General features: G+C 59.2%; 17 protein-coding genes. 6 read left to right on the top strand and 11 right to left on the bottom strand.

Translation table 11 applies throughout. The features are described 5' to 3' along the window. Positions 1 to 133: 133 nt before the first annotated feature. Positions 134 to 1,627, bottom strand: a complete 1,494-nt coding sequence (gene pap, locus BLS27_RS05905) for a polyphosphate:AMP phosphotransferase (protein WP_043206607.1) — start codon at positions 1,625 to 1,627, stop codon at positions 134 to 136. Positions 1,628 to 1,783: 156 nt separating this feature from the next. Here pap and mnmC point away from each other — a divergent pair, with 156 nt between their 5' ends. The 5 genes from mnmC (at position 1,784) to BLS27_RS05880 (ending at position 9,037) form a co-directional block, all read left to right on the top strand. Continuing rightward, positions 1,784 to 3,766 (top strand): bifunctional tRNA (5-methylaminomethyl-2-thiouridine)(34)-methyltransferase MnmC2/FAD-dependent 5-carboxymethylaminomethyl-2-thiouridine(34) oxidoreductase MnmC1, encoded by a 1,983-nt coding sequence (gene mnmC, locus BLS27_RS05900; protein WP_090343661.1) that lies wholly within the window; start codon positions 1,784 to 1,786, stop codon positions 3,764 to 3,766. Between the two features lie 139 nt (positions 3,767 to 3,905). Continuing rightward, on the top strand, positions 3,906 to 5,693 hold the full coding sequence (locus BLS27_RS05895) for an N-acetylglutaminylglutamine amidotransferase (protein ID WP_090343659.1): 1,788 nt from the start codon (positions 3,906 to 3,908) through the stop codon (positions 5,691 to 5,693). Positions 5,694 to 5,696: 3 nt separating this feature from the next. After that, a complete protein-coding gene (ngg, locus tag BLS27_RS05890; protein ID WP_090343657.1) occupies positions 5,697 to 7,439 on the top strand; it encodes an N-acetylglutaminylglutamine synthetase in 1,743 nt (580 codons plus the stop codon). A gap of 98 nt (positions 7,440 to 7,537) precedes the next feature. Beyond that, the gene (locus tag BLS27_RS05885; RefSeq protein WP_090343655.1) at positions 7,538 to 8,722 is read left to right on the top strand and encodes an osmoprotectant NAGGN system M42 family peptidase; all 1,185 of its coding nucleotides are present in this window, start codon (positions 7,538 to 7,540) and stop codon (positions 8,720 to 8,722) included. A gap of 87 nt (positions 8,723 to 8,809) precedes the next feature. After that, positions 8,810 to 9,037, top strand: a complete 228-nt coding sequence (locus BLS27_RS05880) for a YheU family protein (protein ID WP_043206612.1) — start codon at positions 8,810 to 8,812, stop codon at positions 9,035 to 9,037. Here the strand turns inward: BLS27_RS05880 and BLS27_RS05875 are convergent. From BLS27_RS05875 to BLS27_RS05840, 8 genes are all read right to left on the bottom strand, one after another. Further along, positions 9,026 to 9,229 carry a carbon storage regulator gene (locus BLS27_RS05875; RefSeq protein ID WP_043206614.1) on the bottom strand — a complete coding sequence of 68 codons (204 nt, stop codon included), beginning with the start codon at positions 9,227 to 9,229 and terminating at the stop codon, positions 9,026 to 9,028. The two genes, BLS27_RS05880 and BLS27_RS05875, sit on opposite strands and share 12 nt — an antisense overlap. A 125-nt stretch (positions 9,230 to 9,354) precedes the next feature. After that, a complete protein-coding gene (locus tag BLS27_RS05870; RefSeq protein ID WP_090344022.1) occupies positions 9,355 to 9,687 on the bottom strand; it encodes a YnfA family protein in 333 nt (110 codons plus the stop codon). A 103-nt stretch (positions 9,688 to 9,790) separates the two neighbouring features. Continuing rightward, on the bottom strand, positions 9,791 to 10,201 hold the full coding sequence (locus BLS27_RS05865) for a hypothetical protein (RefSeq protein ID WP_043206616.1): 411 nt from the start codon (positions 10,199 to 10,201) through the stop codon (positions 9,791 to 9,793). A gap of 463 nt (positions 10,202 to 10,664) precedes the next feature. Further along, positions 10,665 to 11,429, bottom strand: coding sequence for a hypothetical protein (locus tag BLS27_RS05860; RefSeq protein WP_139205739.1), 765 nt, complete (start codon positions 11,427 to 11,429; stop codon positions 10,665 to 10,667). 124 nt (positions 11,430 to 11,553) lie between these two features. After that, on the bottom strand, positions 11,554 to 12,240 hold the full coding sequence (locus tag BLS27_RS05855; protein WP_139205738.1) for a hypothetical protein: 687 nt from the start codon (positions 12,238 to 12,240) through the stop codon (positions 11,554 to 11,556). Between the two features lie 32 nt (positions 12,241 to 12,272). Next, complete coding sequence (locus BLS27_RS05850; RefSeq protein WP_139205737.1) at positions 12,273 to 13,034, bottom strand: hypothetical protein; 762 nt, start codon at positions 13,032 to 13,034, stop codon at positions 12,273 to 12,275. 34 nt (positions 13,035 to 13,068) lie between these two features. After that, a complete protein-coding gene (locus BLS27_RS05845; RefSeq protein WP_090343646.1) occupies positions 13,069 to 13,764 on the bottom strand; it encodes a hypothetical protein in 696 nt (231 codons plus the stop codon). Positions 13,765 to 13,847: 83 nt separating this feature from the next. Continuing rightward, positions 13,848 to 14,549 (bottom strand): hypothetical protein, encoded by a 702-nt coding sequence (locus tag BLS27_RS05840; RefSeq protein ID WP_052352329.1) that lies wholly within the window; start codon positions 14,547 to 14,549, stop codon positions 13,848 to 13,850. A 754-nt stretch (positions 14,550 to 15,303) separates the two neighbouring features. On the opposite strand from BLS27_RS05840, the gene BLS27_RS05830 reads away from it, so the two are divergent. Next, positions 15,304 to 16,254 (top strand): type VI secretion system baseplate subunit TssF, encoded by a 951-nt coding sequence (locus tag BLS27_RS05830; protein ID WP_090343643.1) that lies wholly within the window; start codon positions 15,304 to 15,306, stop codon positions 16,252 to 16,254. A gap of 225 nt (positions 16,255 to 16,479) precedes the next feature. On the opposite strand, the gene BLS27_RS05825 is transcribed toward BLS27_RS05830, so the two are convergent. Then, entirely contained in the window at positions 16,480 to 18,144 is a 1,665-nt protein-coding gene (locus BLS27_RS05825) for a cation acetate symporter (RefSeq protein ID WP_043206636.1), read from the bottom strand. Further along, the gene (locus tag BLS27_RS05820) at positions 18,141 to 18,452 is read right to left on the bottom strand and encodes a DUF485 domain-containing protein (RefSeq protein WP_043206637.1); all 312 of its coding nucleotides are present in this window, start codon (positions 18,450 to 18,452) and stop codon (positions 18,141 to 18,143) included. Before BLS27_RS05820 ends, BLS27_RS05825 begins: the two co-directional genes overlap by 4 nt. Between the last annotated feature and the right edge of the window lie 169 nt (positions 18,453 to 18,621).

The raw sequence follows: 18,621 nt of genomic DNA, 5'->3' as shown, positions 1-18,621 counted from the left end.
TCATTCCTTGCGGGCATGCCAGGATTTCCCCTGTCGCCTACGCTGGCCTTTTCGCCGGCAAACCCGCTGCCACAAGTGCACCGCTAGGCTGTGGAAGCGGGTTCGCTCGCCAAAATAGGTGACAGCCAAGCACTTACTTGCGGGATTTATGAAATGCTGCTTCCAGCGCCTCGTTGATGGTCTTGAGCACCTTCACCCGTGCCCAACGCTTGTCGTTGGCCTCGACCAAGGTCCAGGGCGCGATCTCGGTACTGGTGCGGTCGACCATGTCCCCCACCGCCTCTACGTACAGGTCCCACTTGTCGCGGTTGCGCCAATCGTCCTCGGTGATCTTGTAGCGCTTGAACGGGATCTGCTCGCGTTCCTCGAAGCGCTCCAGCTGCGTTTGCTGGTCGATCGCCAGCCAGAACTTCACCACCACGACGCCCGCGTTGGTCAGTTGCTCCTCGAAATCGTTGATCTCGCCATAGGCACGCATCCAGTCGGCCGGGGTGCAAAAGCCCTCCACCCGCTCCACCAGCACCCGGCCGTACCAAGAACGGTCGAAGATGGTGAACTTGCCTCGCGCCGGAATATGCCGCCAGAAACGCCACAGGTAAGGCTGGGCCCGCTCCTCCTCGGTGGGCGCGGCGACCGGTACGATGCGGTACTGACGGGGGTCGAGCGCCGCGGCCACCCGGCGGATAGCGCCGCCCTTGCCTGCCGCGTCATTGCCTTCGAACACCGCCACCAATGCATGGCGGCGCATCTGCTTGTTGCGCAGCAGCCCTGCAAGGCGAGCTTGTTCGGTGACCAGTTGCTCTTGGTAATCGTGTTTGTCCAGGCGCCGGCTCAGGTCCAACGCGCCGAGCAGGCTCTTCTGGTCGATGCTGCGCCCCAATGGCGCCACGTTGCCTTTGTGCTTGCTACTCGGATCGTTGGCCAGCGCCGCTTGCAGGCTCTCCAGAAGGATGCGCCCCACCGCCAGGCTACGGTAGTACGGATCGACCCCCTCGATCACATGCCAGGGCGCGTAGTCGCGGCTGGTGCGACGCAACACACGCTCGCCGAAACGCACGAAGCGGTCATAGGTTTGCGATTGCTGCCAGTCTAGCGGGCTAATGCGCCAGCTGTGCAAAGGGTCGTCCTTGAGCGCCTTAAGACGCGCCTTCATCTGTTTCTTGGACAGATGGAACCAGAACTTGATGATCAGCGCGCCCTCGTCGCAAAGCATCTGCTCCAGACGCTCGGCCCCGGTGATGGCCTGGTCGAGCACCGCATCCTTGAACAGACCATGGACCCGTCCCTGCAGCATCTGGCTGTACCAGTTGCCGAAGAACACACCCATGCGCCCTTTGGGCGGCAACGCCCGCCAGTAGCGCCAGGCCGGCGGACGGGCCAGTTCCTCATCGGTCTGCTGGTCGAAGGTGCGTACCTCGATCAGACGCGGGTCCATCCACTCGTTGAGCAGTTTGACCGTCTCGCCCTTGCCGGCGCCCTCGATGCCGTTGATCAACACGATCACCGGAAAGCGCGCCTGCTGCTTGAGTTCGTACTGGGCTTCGAGCAGCGCCTCGCGCAGGGCGGGTACTTCGGCCTCGAAAGCCTCCTTGTCGATGCTGTGACCAATTTCGGCGGATTCGAACATGAGTTGCCTTGGCTCCTTCAATGGATAACCAAGACTAGCGGATTGTGCGCCAGGCTTCAGGTCCAATCGCTGGCCACGTTCGGTTCTGTTCGGTTGGCGCAGCGACAGGTGCGTAAATGGCTTAAAATCGTCCTCCCGCGACATGCTGAGCCAACCATGCCTGACACCTTCTTACAGCACGCCCAGATCGACTGGGACGACCAGGGCCGCCCTCACTCGCGGCAGTACGACGACGTCTACTTTTCCAAGAACGAAGGCATCGAGGAAACCCAGCATGTCTTCCTCGAACAGAACCGCCTGCGTGAACGCTGCACCGCCCTGACGCCCCAGGACTGCCTGGTGATCGGCGAGACCGGCTTCGGCACGGGCATGAATTTCTACTGTGCCTGGCAGTTGTTCGCCGAACACGCCCCGCGGGGTGCGCGCCTGCATTTTGTCAGCGTCGAAAAGTACCCGCTCACCCGCGAAGACCTCGCCCGCGCGGTACAGCTGTGGCCACAACTCGAACCTTACTGGCAGCCGCTGCTGGCACAGTACGTGGCGGTACATGGCGGCTTCCAGCAGTTCAGCTTCGACCATGGGCGGGTGACCCTGACCCTGATGGTGGGCGATGCCCTGACGCAATTGCCTACGCTCGATGCGCAGGTCGATGTGTGGTTCCTCGACGGCTTCGCCCCGGCGAAGAACCCCGACATGTGGACGCCGGAGCTGTTCGCGCAACTGGCCCGGCTGTCCCGGCCCGGCACCACACTGGGCACCTTCACTACCACCGGCTGGGTGCGTCGTGGCCTGATCGCTGCAGGCTTTGCCATGCGCAAGGTGCCGGGTATCGGTAAAAAATGGGAGGTCATGCACGGCCAGTTCCAGGGCTGGCCCGCTGAGCAACCCGCCCCAGCCGAACCCGAACCTTGGTATGCCCGCCCTGCCCCTGTGCAAGGCCCGCGGCATGCCGTGGTCATCGGTGCCGGCCTTGCCGGTAGCGCCACGGCTGCCAGCCTCGCGGCCCGTGGCTGGCAGGTCAGCGTGCTGGAGCGCCACGACGCCCCGGCCCAGGAAGCCTCGGGCAACCCCCAGGGCGTGCTCTACCTGAAACTCTCGGCCCACGGCACGACGCTGTCGCAGATGATCCTCTCGGGCTTCGGCTACACCCGCCGTTGGCTGCAACAGCTGCAACGCGGACAGGACTGGGACGACTGCGGTGTGCTGCAATTGGCCTTCGACGACAAGGAAGCACAGCGCCAGGCCAAGCTGGCCGAGGCCTTCGACAGCACATTGCTGCACGTGCTCGATCAGGCCCAGGCCGAGTCGGTCGCAGGCGTGGCACTGCCTGCCGGTGGGTTGTTCTATCCCGAAGGCGGCTGGGTGCATCCGCCAGCGCTGTGCCAGGCGCAGCTGCAACATCCGCACATCGAGTTGCTGACCCACCAGGAGGTGATCGAACTGCGCAAAGTCGATGGCCGTTGGCAAGCGTGGGACGGTGAGCGCCTGCTGGCGAGCGCGCCAGTGGTGGTGCTCGCCGGTGCCGCCGAGATCCGCCGCTTCGAGGCCTGCGCCGAGCTGCCGCTCAAGCGCATCCGCGGGCAGATCACCCGCCTGCCAGCCACCGAGGCCAGCCGCGCCTTGCGCACCGTGGTGTGTGCCGAAGGCTACGTCGCGCCGCCGCGTGGCGATGAGCACACCTTGGGCGCAAGCTTCGACTTCCATAACGACGACTTGGCACCGACTGTCGCCGAACACCAGGGCAACTTGTCCCTGCTCGATGAAATCTCCACGGACCTGGCCGAGCGGCTCAATACCAGCGTGCTGGACCCCGCCCGGTTGCAAGGCCGAGCGGCGTTCCGCTGCACAAGCCCAGACTACCTGCCGATCGTAGGGCCCGTGGCGGATGCGCAAGCGTTCACCGACGCCTATGCGGTGCTCGCTAAAGACGCTCGACAGGTGCCGGACACGCCCTGTCCTTGGCTCGACGGGTTGTACGTGAACAGCGGCCATGGTTCGCGAGGGTTGATCACCACGCCCTTGAGCGGCGAGCTGGTCGCAGCCTGGGTGTGCGGTGAACCGCTGCCGCTGCCGCGCACGGTGGCGCAGGCGTGTCATCCGAACCGGTTTGCGTTGCGTCGGTTGATTCGCGGCAAATAGAGAGGCCGGGTTCACCGGCAACGGGGCCGCTAACCCATATAACGGATTGATCTAAAACTCTCACAACCCCCATGGGTCAGTTCCTTATGTGCCCCATTTCGGGGCGCATATTCCCCAACGGCAAAACCGGTAAGGACCTATGTGCGGATTAGCAGGAGAGTTACGTTTCACCCCCATCGACCAAGCCCCTCGCCCGGCGGACCTCGCCGCGGTAGAGCGCATCACCCATCACCTGGCGCCTCGCGGCCCCGACGCCTGGGGCTTCCACAGCCAGGGCCCGATCGCCCTCGGCCACCGGCGTCTGAAAATCATGGACCTGTCCGACGCCTCGGCTCAGCCCATGGTCGACAACACTTTGGGCCTGTCGATGGTCTTCAATGGCGCCATCTACAACTATCCCGAACTGCGCGAAGAGCTCAAAGCCCTGGGCTACCGCTTCTTCTCCGACGGCGACACCGAAGTGTTGCTCAAGGGCTATCACGCCTGGGGCGCAGCCTTGCTACCCAAGCTCAACGGCATGTTCGCCCTGGCCATCTGGGAACGCGACGCCCAGCGCCTATTCCTGGCCCGCGACCGTCTCGGCGTCAAACCGTTGTACCTGTCGCGCAACGGTGAGCGTCTGCGCTTCGCCTCCACACTCCCGGCGCTGCTCAAGGGCGGCGATATCGATCCGGTGATCGACCCGGTGGCGCTCAACCACTATCTGAATTTCCACGCCGTAGTGCCCGCGCCTCGTACCCTGCTGGCCAACGTGCAGAAGCTCGAACCCGGGACCTGGATGCGCATCGACCGCCACGGCGAGGTGCAGCGTGAGACTTGGTGGCAGTTGCACTACGGTCCGCGTCCGGATGAACAGCACCTGGACCTGGAAGACTGGACCACACGCGTGCTCGACGCCACCCGCGACGCCGTAGCCATCCGCCAACGGGCGGCGGTGGACGTCGGCGTGCTGCTCTCCGGCGGCGTCGATTCCAGCCTGTTGGTCGGCCTGCTGCGCGAAGTAGGGGTGGACGATCTGTCGACCTTCTCCATCGGTTTCGAAGATGCCGGCGGCGAGCGCGGGGACGAGTTCCAGTATTCGGACCTGATCGCCCGCCACTACGGCACGCGCCACCATCAATTGCGTATCGACGAGCGCGAGATCCTCGAACAGCTGCCGGCGGCGTTCCGCGCCATGAGCGAGCCGATGGTCAGCCATGACTGCATCGCCTTCTACCTGCTTTCGCGGGAAGTGGCCAAGCACTGCAAGGGGGTGCAGAGCGGCCAAGGCGCCGACGAATTGTTCGCCGGCTACCACTGGTACCCGCAGGTGGACGGCGCCGACGATGCCTATGAGGCCTATCGCACCGCGTTCTTCGACCGCGACCATGCCGAGTATCGCGACACGGTCCAGGCCCCGTGGCTGCTGGAAAGCGACGCGGCCGGCGAGTTCGTTCGCGAACACTTCGCCCGCCCTGGCGCCAGCGAGGCTGTGGACAAGGCCCTGCGCCTGGACAGCACCGTGATGCTGGTCGACGACCCGGTCAAACGCGTCGACAACATGACCATGGCCTGGGGCCTGGAAGCCCGCACACCGTTTCTCGATTACCGACTGGCGGAACTGTCGGCGCGCATCCCGGCCCGATTCAAACTGCCCGACGGTGGCAAACACGTGCTCAAGGCCGCGGCGAGACGGGTAATCCCACATGAGGTGATCGACCGCAAGAAGGGCTACTTCCCGGTGCCGGGTCTGAAGCACCTGCAAGGCGCCACGCTGGACTGGGTTCGTGAACTGCTGACCGACCCAAGCCAAGACCGAGGTCTGTTCAAACCGGCCATGCTCGATAGCCTGCTGAGCAACCCTCAGGGTCAACTGACGCCGCTGCGAGGCTCCAAGCTTTGGCAGTTGGCCGCCCTGAACCTCTGGCTCAGCGAACAAGGAATCTGACCGATGAAAGCGCAAACAGCCTATGGCCAGCGCCTGCTCCGCGGACAAGCCCCCTCCTACGAGCGCCTGCAGGCGCAATTGGCCGGTGACGGCAGCGAACCCCACGGCCAACCCCGTGCGGTACATTGCGGCTGGGGTCGGCTGCTGATCGGCCACACCTACCCGGACCCGGCCGTGCTCGCCGAGGCATTGCTCGACGAGCGCCCCGGCGAGCGAGACATCGCTCTGTATGTGGCCGCTCCCCAACAAGTGCTGGCCCAGGCCCCGCAACAGTTGTTCCTCGATCCTTCGGACACCCTGCGCCTGTGGTTCACCGACTACCGCCCTGCGCAACGCGTGTTCCGCGGATTTCGCATCCGCCGGGCCCAGGCCGACGCTGACTGGCATGCCATCAACGCCCTTTACCAAGGACGCGGCATGCTGCCGGTCAACCCAGAGCTGCTCACCCCCCATCACCTGGGCGGGCCGGTGTACTGGCTGGCCGAGGACGAGGACACGGGCGCTGTGATCGGCAGCGTCATGGGGCTGAACCACAGCAAGGCCTTCGATGACCCTGAACACGGCAGCAGCCTGTGGTGCCTGGCCGTCGACCCGCAATGCACCCGCCCAGGCGTAGGCGAAGTGCTGGTGCGTCATTTGATCGAGCACTTCATGAGCCGCGGCCTGGCCTACCTGGACCTGTCGGTGTTGCACGACAACCGCCAAGCCAAGCGCCTGTACAAGAAGCTGGGCTTTCGCAACCTGCCGACCTTTGCAGTCAAGCGCAAGAACGGCATCAACCAGCCACTGTTCCTCGGCCCTGGCCCAGAGGCTTCGCTCAACCCCTACGCCCGTCTAATCGTCGACGAGGCCTACCGGCGCGGCATTGACGTGCAAGTCGACGACGCCAGCGCAGGCCTGTTCACCCTGAGCCTGGGCGGGCGCCGTGTCCGTTGCCGCGAATCCTTGAGCGATCTGACCAGTGCCGTGAGCATGACCTTGTGCCAGGACAAACGTCTCACCCAGCACGTTCTGGACGCCGCCGGTCTGCGCGTGCCGGTTCAACAGTTGGCCGGTAATGCCGATGACAACCTGGCTTTTCTCGAAGAGCACGGCGCAGTGGTGGTCAAGCCGGTGGATGGCGAACAAGGCCAAGGTGTCGCAGTCAACCTGGGCACTCTGGAGGAGATCAACCAGGCCGTCGAGCAGGCTCAACGCTTCGACAGCCGGGTACTGCTCGAAAGCTATCACCCTGGTCTGGACCTGCGCATCGTGGTGATCGGCTTCGAAGTGGTGGCGGCAGCGATCCGTCACCCGGCCCAGGTGATTGGGGACGGCAAACACAGCATTCAGGCCTTGATCGAAGCCCAAAGCAGACGGCGCCAGGCTGCCACCGGAGGCGAAAGCCGTATCCCGCTCGATGAGGAGACCGAACGCACCTTGCGTGCGTCGGGCCTGGACTACGACAGCGTGTTGCCGGCTGGACAACGCCTTGCCGTGCGCCGCACCGCCAACCTGCACACCGGCGGCACGCTCGAAGACGTCACCGAGCGCCTGCATCCGGTGCTGGCAGACGCCGCCGTGCGCGCCGCGCGCGCCCTGGACATTCCTGTGGTGGGCCTGGACCTGATGGTGCGCGATGCCGAGCAGCCGGACTACGTGATCATCGAAGCCAACGAGCGGGTGGGCCTGGCCAACCACGAACCGCAACCGACCGCCGAGCGCTTCGTCGACCTGCTCTTTCCCCACAGCCAAGCACCGACATGAAACCGTGCACAAGGTAAACCGGCTCCCATTGGGCTCGGCGCAGCTCTGTGGGAGCGGGCTTACCCGCGAGAGAACAGCGTTAACCCAAGGAGTACCTGATGTCTAACGGACACCCCGAACCCGATCTCGAGTACCTCAAACGCGTGTTGCTGGAAATGCTCGCCATTCCTAGCCCCACCGGTTTTACCGACACCATCGTACGCTACGTGGCCGAACGCCTGGACGAATTGGGCATCCCCTTCGAACTGACCCGCCGCGGCACCATCCGCGCGACGCTAAAAGGCCGTCAGAACACGCCCGACCGCGCCGTCTCGGCGCATCTGGACACCATCGGCGCCAGCGTGCGCCAACTGCTCGATAACGGCCGTCTGGCCCTGGCCCCGGTGGGCTGCTGGTCCAGTCGATTCGCCGAAGGCAGTCGCGTCAGCGTGTTCACCGACACAGGCGTGTACCGCGGCAGTGTGCTGCCGCTGATGGCGAGCGGGCATGCCTTCAACACGGCCATCGATCAGATGCCGATCAGTTGGGAGCATGTGGAAGTGCGTCTGGACGCTTACTGCGCTACCCGCGCCGACTGCGAGGCACTGGGGATAGCCATCGGCGACTTCGTCGCCTTCGATCCGCTACCGGAGTTCACTGAAAGCGGTCATATCAGCGCGCGCCACCTGGACGACAAGGCTGGCGTGGCAGCACTGCTGGCAGCACTCAAGGCCGTGGTGGAGTGCGGCCAGCAACCGTTGATCGACTGCCACCCGCTGTTCACCATCACCGAAGAAACAGGCTCTGGTGCCGCGGCAGCGCTGCCTTGGGACGTGAGCGAGTTCGTCGGCATCGACATCGCTCCGGTGGCGCCCGGACAGGCCTCAAGCGAACATGCCGTGAGCGTGGCCATGCAGGACTCCTCAGGCCCTTATGATTACCACCTCTCACGGCACCTTCTGAAACTGGCTGGCGACCAGGACCTACCGGTGCGTCGTGACCTCTTCCGCTATTACTTCAGCGATGCCCATTCGGCCGTCACGGCCGGCCACGATATCCGCACCGCGCTGGTGGCGTTTGGTTGCGATGCCACCCACGGGTATGAGCGGACCCATATCGATAGCCTGGCTGCCCTGAGCCGCTTGTTGGCGGCTTATCTGCTCAGTCCACCGGTATTCGCCAGCGATTCGCACCCTGCAAATGCATCGCTCGAGCGCTTCAGCCATCAGCTGGAGCATGATGCCCAGATGGAAAGCGAGACAAGGGTGCCGGCGGTGGACAGCCTGGTTGGCAACAAGCCTTGAGCGCTTGGCGCGAGGAGGCACAGCACCTGAGGCAAGCCCTGCGCGATTGGCGTAGCATGCCCCCATCCCAGCCAAGACTTTGTGACCATGCTGATCCCCTACGACCAACTCGAAGCCGAAACCCTCACCCGTTTGATCGAGGACTTCGTAACCCGCGACGGCACCGATAACGGCGACGACACGCCCTTGGAAACCCGCGTACTGCGGGTCCGCCAGGCACTGGCCAAAGGTCAGGCGTTCATTTTGTTCGATCTTGAAAGTCAGCAATGCCAATTGCTGGCCAAGCACGAAGTGCCCAGGGAGCTATTCGACTGACTGCTTGCCCTGGCGCCGCTGCGCCAGGGCTTGTTTGACGCTGTCGCTGATCTCTTCCCGGTTTACCGTGATATCAGCAGGTGCCTTGATGCCCAGACGCACCTGTTCACTCCCTTGCACGGACAACACCCGAATCGTGATGTCGTCCCGGATCTTGATCGCCTGCCCCACCTGACGCCCTATCACCAACATGTCTGACCCTCCAATCCAACGGAAAACCAGAGACTGCCTGTGGCGCCTTCAACCGCACAACGTTACGCAGGTGAAATAGACGCATCCCACACAAACACGCGATTCCACCTACAGCCTTGTCTGCATCACCCTTGCTGCAACCGCGGCCCGAACACAATGAGGGTTGCACCGGCCACGCAGAGCAGTGCCCCTAGCCAGTCGCTGGCCATCGGCCGAGCCCGCTCCACCAGCGCCAGCCATAGCAATGAGGCAACGATATAGATACCGCCATAGGCGGCATAGGCACGGCCGGCATACGCCGCTTCGACACGGGTGAGAATCAGCCCGAACACCGTCAGGCTGGCCAGCGCAGGCGCTACCCACCAAGCGCTCTTGCCCAGGCGCAGCCAGAGATAAAATGCATAGCAGCCGCCAATCTCGAACAGCGCCGCCAAGAAAAACCATAGGTAATTGATCACACCGGTCATCCAGCCCATTTGAACGACGCATAGCATAACGGAGGCGGAAGCAAAGCATGGAGGGCTCTCAGGGGTTACCGTTCCATCGCAACCGCAGAAGTTCTCAGGCCAGCTCGATTTGTAATTCAGGATTCAATGCAAGCATTGCATGTAATAGTCTGATGTCATCAGTGGCATCAGCGCCTCTATTGTCTGGGGAATACAAGATCCCGGTGACGCCAACTTCTTTCGTCATCGTAAAATGTATTTTGGCGCACGGTCGGGTCACCACAAGGATTTCGTTATAATCCGAAAAAACACCGTGACCTCGGGTATGGTGCAATATCTCGAACGGCGGCTCGATGTGTCTGAAGCCACCCGCCCACATCATGTTTTGCTCGAACCCATTAAGCACTGCATCGGAAAACTCGTATCCATCGGCTGATGCATGGGTAGGAAAAAGTACATCCCGCGAGAACGTGCCGAGGATATTTTCAGGCGGCACATCCAATATAAAACCCACCGAATGACACATGGGTGTCACCTGAGACGAAATCTGCACAAAGCCTGCACGGTTCCTGCGCATGATACTGTGTGCCCACAGACGCCTGCGTATGACCAAAGACGTTGAAATCACATCCCAGGATCTAAAGACATCCTGTGCCCTGCCCGCTGACAGCGCGCCTGCCTGAAATCCATTCAAACAGAGCGTATGAACCAGGCATAGGCCATATTCTGAAAGCCGTCCCCACTCACGTAAATCGCGCTCGACCTGCTCGTCGAAGGAATACAACGGCGATGAACACGACGACCGTGGCTTGAATGCCGCCTTCGCCAAGCCCGCAGAGAGAGACTCTGCGCGCGATCGAAGTCTGAAACATCCCATGCGAAGAGCCTACTAGCAAGATTTTGCGCAAATGGTATGTACACTGACAGATCGAGTATGGCGGTGTATGAAAACAACCAGCGGCGAGGAAAATCGAGGCCGACAACCAGACTCATATGTATTCGACAGCTAAATCCGGATTAACCTGACACAACCTGTCTAGCATAAGCTGATCCCGCCTTTTGTCTCGGATGAAAGCGTTTCCATGCTGCGAGTAAATAATGCCTTGCACCCTAACCTCTTCCGTCGCCGAAAAGTGCACCCTGACATTGGGTCGGGTAACGACCAATATCTCGTTGTACACGGCACTTGGCGTGATGGTTTTCTTCAGGATCTCGGCAGGTGACTCAATCTTGGTAAACAGGTCTTCATTGAAAAGTTTTCCTTTTGCCGTTCGCCTTGCCAGTATTCGAGATGCAAATTCGTAGTGTGCCGCCGGCGCATGAGTCGGAAAGAAAACATCATACTCGTGAGTACCTAATATATTTTGGGGAGGTACTTTTAAAATCAGCCCCAGATTGGCGTACAGACAATTGCAGCTATCGATCTGTCGAAGAATCCGGTTTGGGAGATTGTGTGCTTGGGCCTGTCGCCGGATACGATTACGTGCAATCATGGACGTGGAAATTACGTCCCACCCCCTCAACACATCCTGCGCTCTTCTTTGGAATAACTCGCCCCCAAAAGAGCTAATGCCCAAAGCATGCACCAGACACAGCCCATACTTCGAAATGTCCCCCCACGCCTCCAAATCACTTTCCACTTTTTCGTCGAAAGAGAATCTAGGCGTAAAGGATGCTCGCGTTGAACTGAAAGCCGTCTTGGGCTCTGCAACCGAAAGGCAATTCAGTCTTCGTATAACCTGGGATACTTTCATCCAACCTCTCAAGAATACTATGCAAAGGCATCAAACGTGCCCAAACTTCAAACAAACAATGTTCACACCGGAGTTTCAGGCGGCAGTACGGCGCCCCGCACCATCATTAGCTTTCTTCCGACCTTTAACGCCTCGCCGGCGCATAGGGCCCCCTGAAGTAATTCGCCGTATGAAAACCCAACCACAACTTCCGATTTTCATGGGAAAACTCGGATTGCGTGTCCTTCGAAAGCACCACGATATCTTTGGCGATGACTCTCTGCGTGACAACACCATGTACATGTTGGTTGGGTTTGCCCATGATCAAAACTTCATTATGCTGCCAACGGGTCGATTTCATTAGCGTTTTTGGTGTAACAACGTTGAAGGAGGCATCCGTCTGAGACGTAATATCTGGACCTTCAACACTGAATAATCCATTGTTTGCCAATATGAATTTTTGCTGGTTGATTCGGGTACGAGTCATCATCGGTGCCGCCGCAGCACGTAGGATATTTTGCGGCGGCACGTCGAGCACAATACCAAGTTCCTCCGGCATACCGGAAAATAAATGCCCGTCCCTATTCATTCGCCGATAGCTTTTCCGTTGCTTTTCGATGTCGCTCGGATTGACCAATGACGTGGACAGTACCCAATGACGATCAATCCACTGTTGGATGACTGGCAATGCATAGCCACATAAAGCCGTGATGGAGGTGAAGGGGCACACCAGCATCATGCCTTGGCGGTCGAGATTCTCCCACTGCGATAAAACCTGCTGCATCGCGGTGTGATTGGAATATAGTTTTCGCTCTTTCGCTTTTGAAACCATCGCTCAGATTCACACTGTTCGCCAAGTCAGGCTTACCCTTCCTCGACTGGAAGATCGGGATTCAATTCGCGCAAGCGCTGAAGCACCTCGGCTTCCGACGGACTGAGACCACAACTTCCTTGAGTGTAAATAATACCCTTCACTTCAACGTTCTTCGTTTCCGAAAAGTGCAACCTGACATGAGGGCGGGTCACCACGAGAATCTCGTTATACTTAGTACCCGGCATCTCTTTCCCGGTCCTTTCCATTATCCTGCGCGGCGACTCAATCTGAGTATATGCCCCTCCTAATACCGGACGCGCTGTACTTCTGTCGCCTAAAACTGCACTCGCAAACCTGTAGTCTTTTGCCGGTTCATGCGTTGGGAAGAAGACGTCCGTTGGGAAGGTTCCCAGAATATTTTCTGGCGGTACCTGTAGAATCAACGCGACATTTGCATACATCGTCGGAGGCTTCCTTAGCAGCCGGGCGATCTTTGGATCCCGATTGCGGATCTGCACTTGCGCCCATGGCCGTCTGCGACTGATCAACGACGTTGAAATGACATCCCACCCGCTCAAGACGTGCTGTGCGCGCCCTTGGAACAGCTCACTGTCGTCCAGCGCGTGCTCGCCCACGGCATGCACCAAGCACAGCCCCATCTCGGAAATACGCCCCCATTTTTGCAAATTTTTTTCGACTTTCTTGTCAAAAGAATATGCTGGATAGGCAGTCGCCGGTTTGAAGGTAAAAGCAGCTTTGGAATCCTTTCCCGATAGCGCTTCGAATCTCGAACTGACGCGTATTTTATTCAATCACCCCACATGACACCTCGTATTAGCCCACGCCTTAGACCTGTACAACACCAAGCCCTGGATTCAACTGACGAAGGCGACTTATAAAATCCAACCGTTCGAAACTCGATCGGTCCCGATTATTTTCCGCAACCTCGAATTTAGGCGCATAAAGAATACCGCGCACCCTGATCGGTTGCGTCATCGTGCAATATATATTCACATTAGGTTTGCCGACGACCAGCACTTCATTATGAAACGCCGTTCGCCCAATGATGTCGCTTGGCGGAACGACCTTATTATATTTCTCCACCAGCCTTTGCGAAAATAGCTTGGAGACACCGTTGAGTATTGCATCGGCAAACTTAAAATCCTTACTGGGTAGGTGCGTCGGAAACATGACATCTTCCGGGAAGGTTCCCAGAATATTTTGCGGCGGCACTTCCAGAATGAAACCCAGCTCGCCGAACAGCTGGGTTGGAATGGCTGATCCTGTATTGTTATAGCGGCGTCTGTACCTGAAGACCCGCAGGGATTCCACCAGACTGGTGGAGAAGACATCCCACGACTTGAAAACGTCTTCGGCCCGTCTCTTTGAAAGGTCGCCTCTTTCGAACTTATCCAGGTCGAAAGCATGCACGAGAAATCTGTTCTGCTCCGCCAGTCGCTCCCATTGTCCCAGGGCGTGCTCGACACTTTTATCATAAGAGTATTTGGGGTGCAGCCGCCCCGCGTCGCTCAACCTGCCCATCGATAGTTCAAGTGCCCGTTCGTATATGATGGCACGTCAGCATGTATGAACGCACCGCACCTCTACAATTCCTCAACAAGGTCTTACATGGAATAGACTTCAAGGCCTGGATTCTGCACTCGCAGCAGCCTAATCAAATTAAAATCTTCACGCAGTTTTTCACTATCGTTCCGATTGACAATTACCACACCCTTTACGTTGATTTTGCGCGTCTGGGCAAAATGCACATGCGTGTTGGGCCGACCAATGACCAGTACTTCATTGCCAACATTTTTGTACTTGAGCAGCTCCTCCGGTGTCATAATTTTGCGATACCCGCCTTTGATTATCTTTCCGCTCTGGCTAATACCCGCCTCTATGCTGTGGGCCAACTGATACTTAGAGGTCCGTCCATGAAACGGCAGCCCGACAGGCCGAGTAAACGTCCCGAGAATATTTTGAGGATTTATGTCCAGAATCAGGCCAACCCCGCGAGTCCACGGTACCGAGGCAGGGTTGCCATACGAAGCCAATGAGGTGGAAAACACATCGCACTCCTCGATAACATCCTCCGCTGTTCGCCGACTCAGATCACTGCTCAAGAAACACTCCAGCGTCACGGGATGTGCCAAGAAAAGGTCGCGATCATCCAAGTCTTCCCACGTTGTCAATCGCTGTTCCAATTTGGGGTCGAGGGAATATTTTGGCGTGCATGCCTTGCCATGCATATTGACCTTGGTGTTGGCGGGTCGCCGCCGCAGCAAAGACGACGTAGCAGTTGCCAACTTGGACTTCAAATCAGTCATGAGTCTCTCACTTTCAGATTTTGTTCAAACAGATAATATTCGACCATTCGCCACTTCGATTGATCGGCGATTGATCACGTCTCGACAGTCTTAAACAACACTAAGCGGCAACGTCGGATTTAACTCACACAACCTTCGCAGCAACGCAACCCTTTCCCAAGGCAGGTCACGCAAAGACAACTCGCAATTCTGATGGTGGAGAATACCGACGACCTTGATGGGCTTGGTCATTGCGTAGTGCAACTTGAATCCCGGCCTGCCCACGACGAGAACTTCACTGTATATATAAATCTTCGACGCCACCCACTCAGGCGTCTCGATACGATTGTAGCCGCCTTTTATATAAACGCGTCGCCCCAACGGCTTGTCTTTATAGGCCGAACGCCCAGACAATACGGATCGGGCAAACTTATTCTTCTCACCCGTTTCATGGGTGGGAAAGTACACATCCCCCCTGAAAGTACCCAAGATATTTTCAGGCGGGACCTCCAATATCAATCCAATCGCGGCAAACGTTCCGAGTGGCGCCTGTTGCCTTCCAGCTTTACCGCTCGGACAGGCTATCAAGGAGGTCGAGAACACGTCCCACCGCTGGAATACCTCCTCAGCGGGCCTTCTCGTCAATTCACTCGAGAGGCCATGGTCAGTCCTGATCGCGTGCACCAGGCAAAGGCCCTCATGGGGCGCTTTTACACATTGAAGCCCGTTGCATGACTGATGCCTGGATGTAGGTTTCGTCTGACACGCCAAGCGGATGTTTCCTATTACGTTTGGGAGGTGTCCGACTAGACGAAGAGACTCTATGCGTAACTTGATGTCCTATTTCCGCCAGGAGCTGCAGTTGCTCGCGCAGCAGGGAAAGTATTTTTCCCGACGGTTTCCGGGTGTCGCCCAGGCATTGGGTATGTCAAAAGGCAATTTCGACGACCCGCATACCGCACGGCTGATGGAGTCGTTCGCGCTGTTGACCGCGCAACTGCACCAGCGGCTGGACGAGGATGTCCCTGAAATCGCCAACGGCGTGATGCAAAACCTTGCGCCACAACTGCTCAGATCCTTTCCCTCGTCGTGCATCGTGCAGTTTCAGCCGGATGTCCAGCAAGGGGGCATGACCCAGGTGCGGAACATCCCGGCAGGGTTCGAGCTGCAGAGCAATCCCATCGACGGGCAGACCTGTCGGTTCCTGACCCATTACCCCTTGCGGATCTGGCCGGCCCGAGTCGATGACGCGTGCCTTGCGCAGTCACACCTGGATGATACGTGGCAGTTGCGTTTGTCAGTGCAACCCTGGCCAGGGAGTGTCATCCGCGAAAACCATCTGCGCGTTTGGCTGGAGGGCAGCGAAGAACTGGTGCATACCCTGCTGGCCCAGTTGTGCGCGCATGTCCAGCACATCACGGTGCGTCACGCTGGCAAGCGCTTCGATTTGCCAGTGCAGCGCCTTCGACACGTGGGATTCGAGCAAGACGAGCTGTTGTTGCACAAGCAGGCGCGGACCGCGCCGACCCATAGCCTGATGCTGGACTTCGCGCAGTTCGCGCAACGCTTTCATTTCCTGGATCTGCCATTGCCGGAAGAGACAAGTCTTGCCGGGCCGGAGCCCTTTGAATGGGAAATCACGTTCCGGCGCAATTGGATGGCGCCTGCATTGGCTGCTATCGCACCTTTGGTGAGCCCGTCATCGACGCGCTGGGTACCCTGGTGAGTTGTCGGATCGCATCCGCCGGAATCGACCGCTTCATTCACGGGTATGTCAGCAGCGTCAATCAGTGCGAGTACGGGGTCGAAGCGGGAAGTGTGGGCAATCTGGCTTACCTTTTTAACGAGACTGGTCCCAATGAAACTGCGAAACGTCCTATGGGATTGCGAAATTTCTCATAGCCAATAAAAACGCCCCGACTGGCGGGGCGTCATTGGCAGAAGCAAGACCTTAGTGGGAAACCGCGCCACTGGCCCCCAGACCGGTCTGCGAACGGACGAACTGCGGGAAGAACAGCGCGCGCTCGTCTTCGGCAGCCTTGGACTTGTCGGTCACCGAGAAGAACCAAATACCGGCAAAGGCGATGAGCATGGAGAACAGCGCCGGGTACTCGTACGGGTAGATGGCTTTTTCATGGCCGAGGATTTGCACCCAGATGGTTGGGCCAAGGATCATCAAGCCGACCGCGCTGACCAGGCCCATCCAACCACCGATCATGGCGCCGCGGGTGGTCAGCTTCTTCCAGTACATCGAGAGCAGCAACACAGGGAAGTTGCAGCTGGCGGCGATGGAGAAGGCCAGGCCCACCATGAAGGCGATGTTCTGGTTCTCGAACAGGATGCCCAGGCCGATCGCCAGTACGCCCAGGGCGATGGTGGTGATCTTCGACACACGGATCTCGTCCTTGTCGTTGGCCTTGCCCTTGCGCCATACGCTGGCGTACAGGTCATGGGACACCGCCGAGGCGCCGGCCAAGGTCAGACCCGCCACTACCGCCAGGATGGTGGCGAAGGCCACTGCGGAGATGAAGCCCAGGAACACGCTGCCGCCCACGGCATTGGCCAGGTGCACCGCCGCCATGTTGTTGCCGCCGATCAGGGCGCCAGCAGCGTCCTTGAAGTCCGGGTTGGTGCTCACCAGCAGGATCGCGCCGAAGCCGATGATGAAGGTCAGGATGTAGAAGTAACCGATGAAACCGGTGGCGTAGAGCACGCTCTTGCGCGCTTCCTTGGCGTCGCTGACGGTGAAGAAGCGCATCAGGATGTGCGGCAGGCCGGCAGTGCCGAACATCAGCGCCAGACCCAGGGAGAACGCCGAAATCGGGTCCTTGACCAGGCCGCCCGGGCTCATGATCGCCTCGCCCTTGGCGTGGACCTTGATCGCCTCGGAGAACAGGGTATTGAAGTCAAAGCCTACGTGCTTCATCACCATCAGCGCCATGAAGCTTGCGCCGGAGAGCAGCAGCACGGCCTTGATGATCTGTACCCAGGTAGTGGCCAGCATGCCGCCGAACAGCACATACAGGCACATCAGGATACCCACCAGAATCACCGCGACGTGGTAGTCCAGGCCGAACAGTAGCTGGATCAGCTTACCGGCACCGACCATCTGGGCGATCAGGTAGAACGCCACGACCACCAGAGAACCGGAAGCCGACAGCGTGCGGATTTCCTTCTGCCCGAGGCGATAGGAAGCCACGTCGGCGAAGGTGTACTTGCCCAGGTTGCGTAGGCGTTCGGCAATCAGGAACAGGATGATCGGCCAGCCGACCAAAAAGCCGATCGAGTAGATCAGGCCGTCATAGCCGGAGGTGAACACCAGCGCGGAAATCCCCAGGAAGGAGGCTGCCGACATGTAGTCACCGGCAATCGCCAGGCCGTTCTGGAAGCCCGTGATGCGACCGCCCGCGGCATAGTAGTCCGAGGCCGACTTGTTGCGCTTGGAGGCCCAGTAGGTAATACCCAGGGTAAAGGCGACGAAGGCGACGAACATCGCGATCGCCGAGACGTTGAGCGGCTGCTTGTGCACCTCGCCGGTCAGGGCATCGGCGGCCCACACGGCGGGTGCGAAAGCGCCGCATGCCAGGACGGCCAGGGCTTTGGCTTGGCGGATCATTGTTGCGCCTCCTTGAGGATCTCTTTGTTCAGCTCATCGAATTCGCCATTGGCGCGACGCACGTAGATAGCGGTCAGGACAAATGCCGCAACGATCAGGCCGACGCCCAAGGGAATGCCCCAGGTGATCGACGAGTCAGGGCTGAGTTTGGAGCCCAGGATCTGCGGGCCATAGGCGATGAGGAGGATGAAGCCGCAGTAGAGACCGAGCATGATCGCCGAAAGAATCCAGGCGAAACGCTCGCGCTTGGTGACCAGTTCCTTGAAGCGCGGACTGTTCTGTATCGATTGGTAGATGCTGTCGTTCATTGTTTTTGTCCTAGCAGCAACGCAAATAAGGGAGAACCCGCCCTTACTTTATTCTGCCGATGGACACCAACCAGACGACCTTAGTCTTAGATGCAACGGTGTTTTACAGATTGCGTAACAAATTCGCGGGTAAACCCGCTCATACAGGCCTGTGCAATACCTGTAGGAG

The organism is Pseudomonas guariconensis (assembly GCF_900102675.1).
Classification (GTDB): Bacteria; Pseudomonadota; Gammaproteobacteria; order Pseudomonadales; family Pseudomonadaceae; genus Aquipseudomonas; species Aquipseudomonas guariconensis.
Note: the sequence above shows the minus strand (reverse complement) of the source record. Positions and strands in the feature narration are given on the sequence as shown.

Bases quoted from the DNA above. Each gene is read 5' to 3' on its own strand.
- pap (WP_043206607.1), bottom strand. From the start codon at position 1,627: ATGTTCGAATCCGCCGAAATTGGTCACAGCATCGACAAGGAGGCTTTC.
- mnmC (WP_090343661.1), top strand. From the start codon at position 1,784: ATGCCTGACACCTTCTTACAGCACGCCCAGATCGACTGGGACGACCAG.
- BLS27_RS05895 (WP_090343659.1), top strand. From the start codon at position 3,906: ATGTGCGGATTAGCAGGAGAGTTACGTTTCACCCCCATCGACCAAGCC.
- ngg (WP_090343657.1), top strand. From the start codon at position 5,697: ATGAAAGCGCAAACAGCCTATGGCCAGCGCCTGCTCCGCGGACAAGCC.
- BLS27_RS05885 (WP_090343655.1), top strand. From the start codon at position 7,538: ATGTCTAACGGACACCCCGAACCCGATCTCGAGTACCTCAAACGCGTG.
- BLS27_RS05880 (WP_043206612.1), top strand. From the start codon at position 8,810: ATGCTGATCCCCTACGACCAACTCGAAGCCGAAACCCTCACCCGTTTG.
- BLS27_RS05875 (WP_043206614.1), bottom strand. From the start codon at position 9,229: ATGTTGGTGATAGGGCGTCAGGTGGGGCAGGCGATCAAGATCCGGGAC.
- BLS27_RS05865 (WP_043206616.1), bottom strand. From the start codon at position 10,201: ATGTGTCATTCGGTGGGTTTTATATTGGATGTGCCGCCTGAAAATATC.
- BLS27_RS05860 (WP_139205739.1), bottom strand. From the start codon at position 11,429: ATGAAAGTATCCCAGGTTATACGAAGACTGAATTGCCTTTCGGTTGCA.
- BLS27_RS05855 (WP_139205738.1), bottom strand. From the start codon at position 12,240: ATGGTTTCAAAAGCGAAAGAGCGAAAACTATATTCCAATCACACCGCG.
- BLS27_RS05845 (WP_090343646.1), bottom strand. From the start codon at position 13,764: ATGGGCAGGTTGAGCGACGCGGGGCGGCTGCACCCCAAATACTCTTAT.
- BLS27_RS05840 (WP_052352329.1), bottom strand. From the start codon at position 14,549: ATGACTGATTTGAAGTCCAAGTTGGCAACTGCTACGTCGTCTTTGCTG.
- BLS27_RS05830 (WP_090343643.1), top strand. From the start codon at position 15,304: ATGTTTCCTATTACGTTTGGGAGGTGTCCGACTAGACGAAGAGACTCT.
- BLS27_RS05825 (WP_043206636.1), bottom strand. From the start codon at position 18,144: ATGATCCGCCAAGCCAAAGCCCTGGCCGTCCTGGCATGCGGCGCTTTC.
- BLS27_RS05820 (WP_043206637.1), bottom strand. From the start codon at position 18,452: ATGAACGACAGCATCTACCAATCGATACAGAACAGTCCGCGCTTCAAG.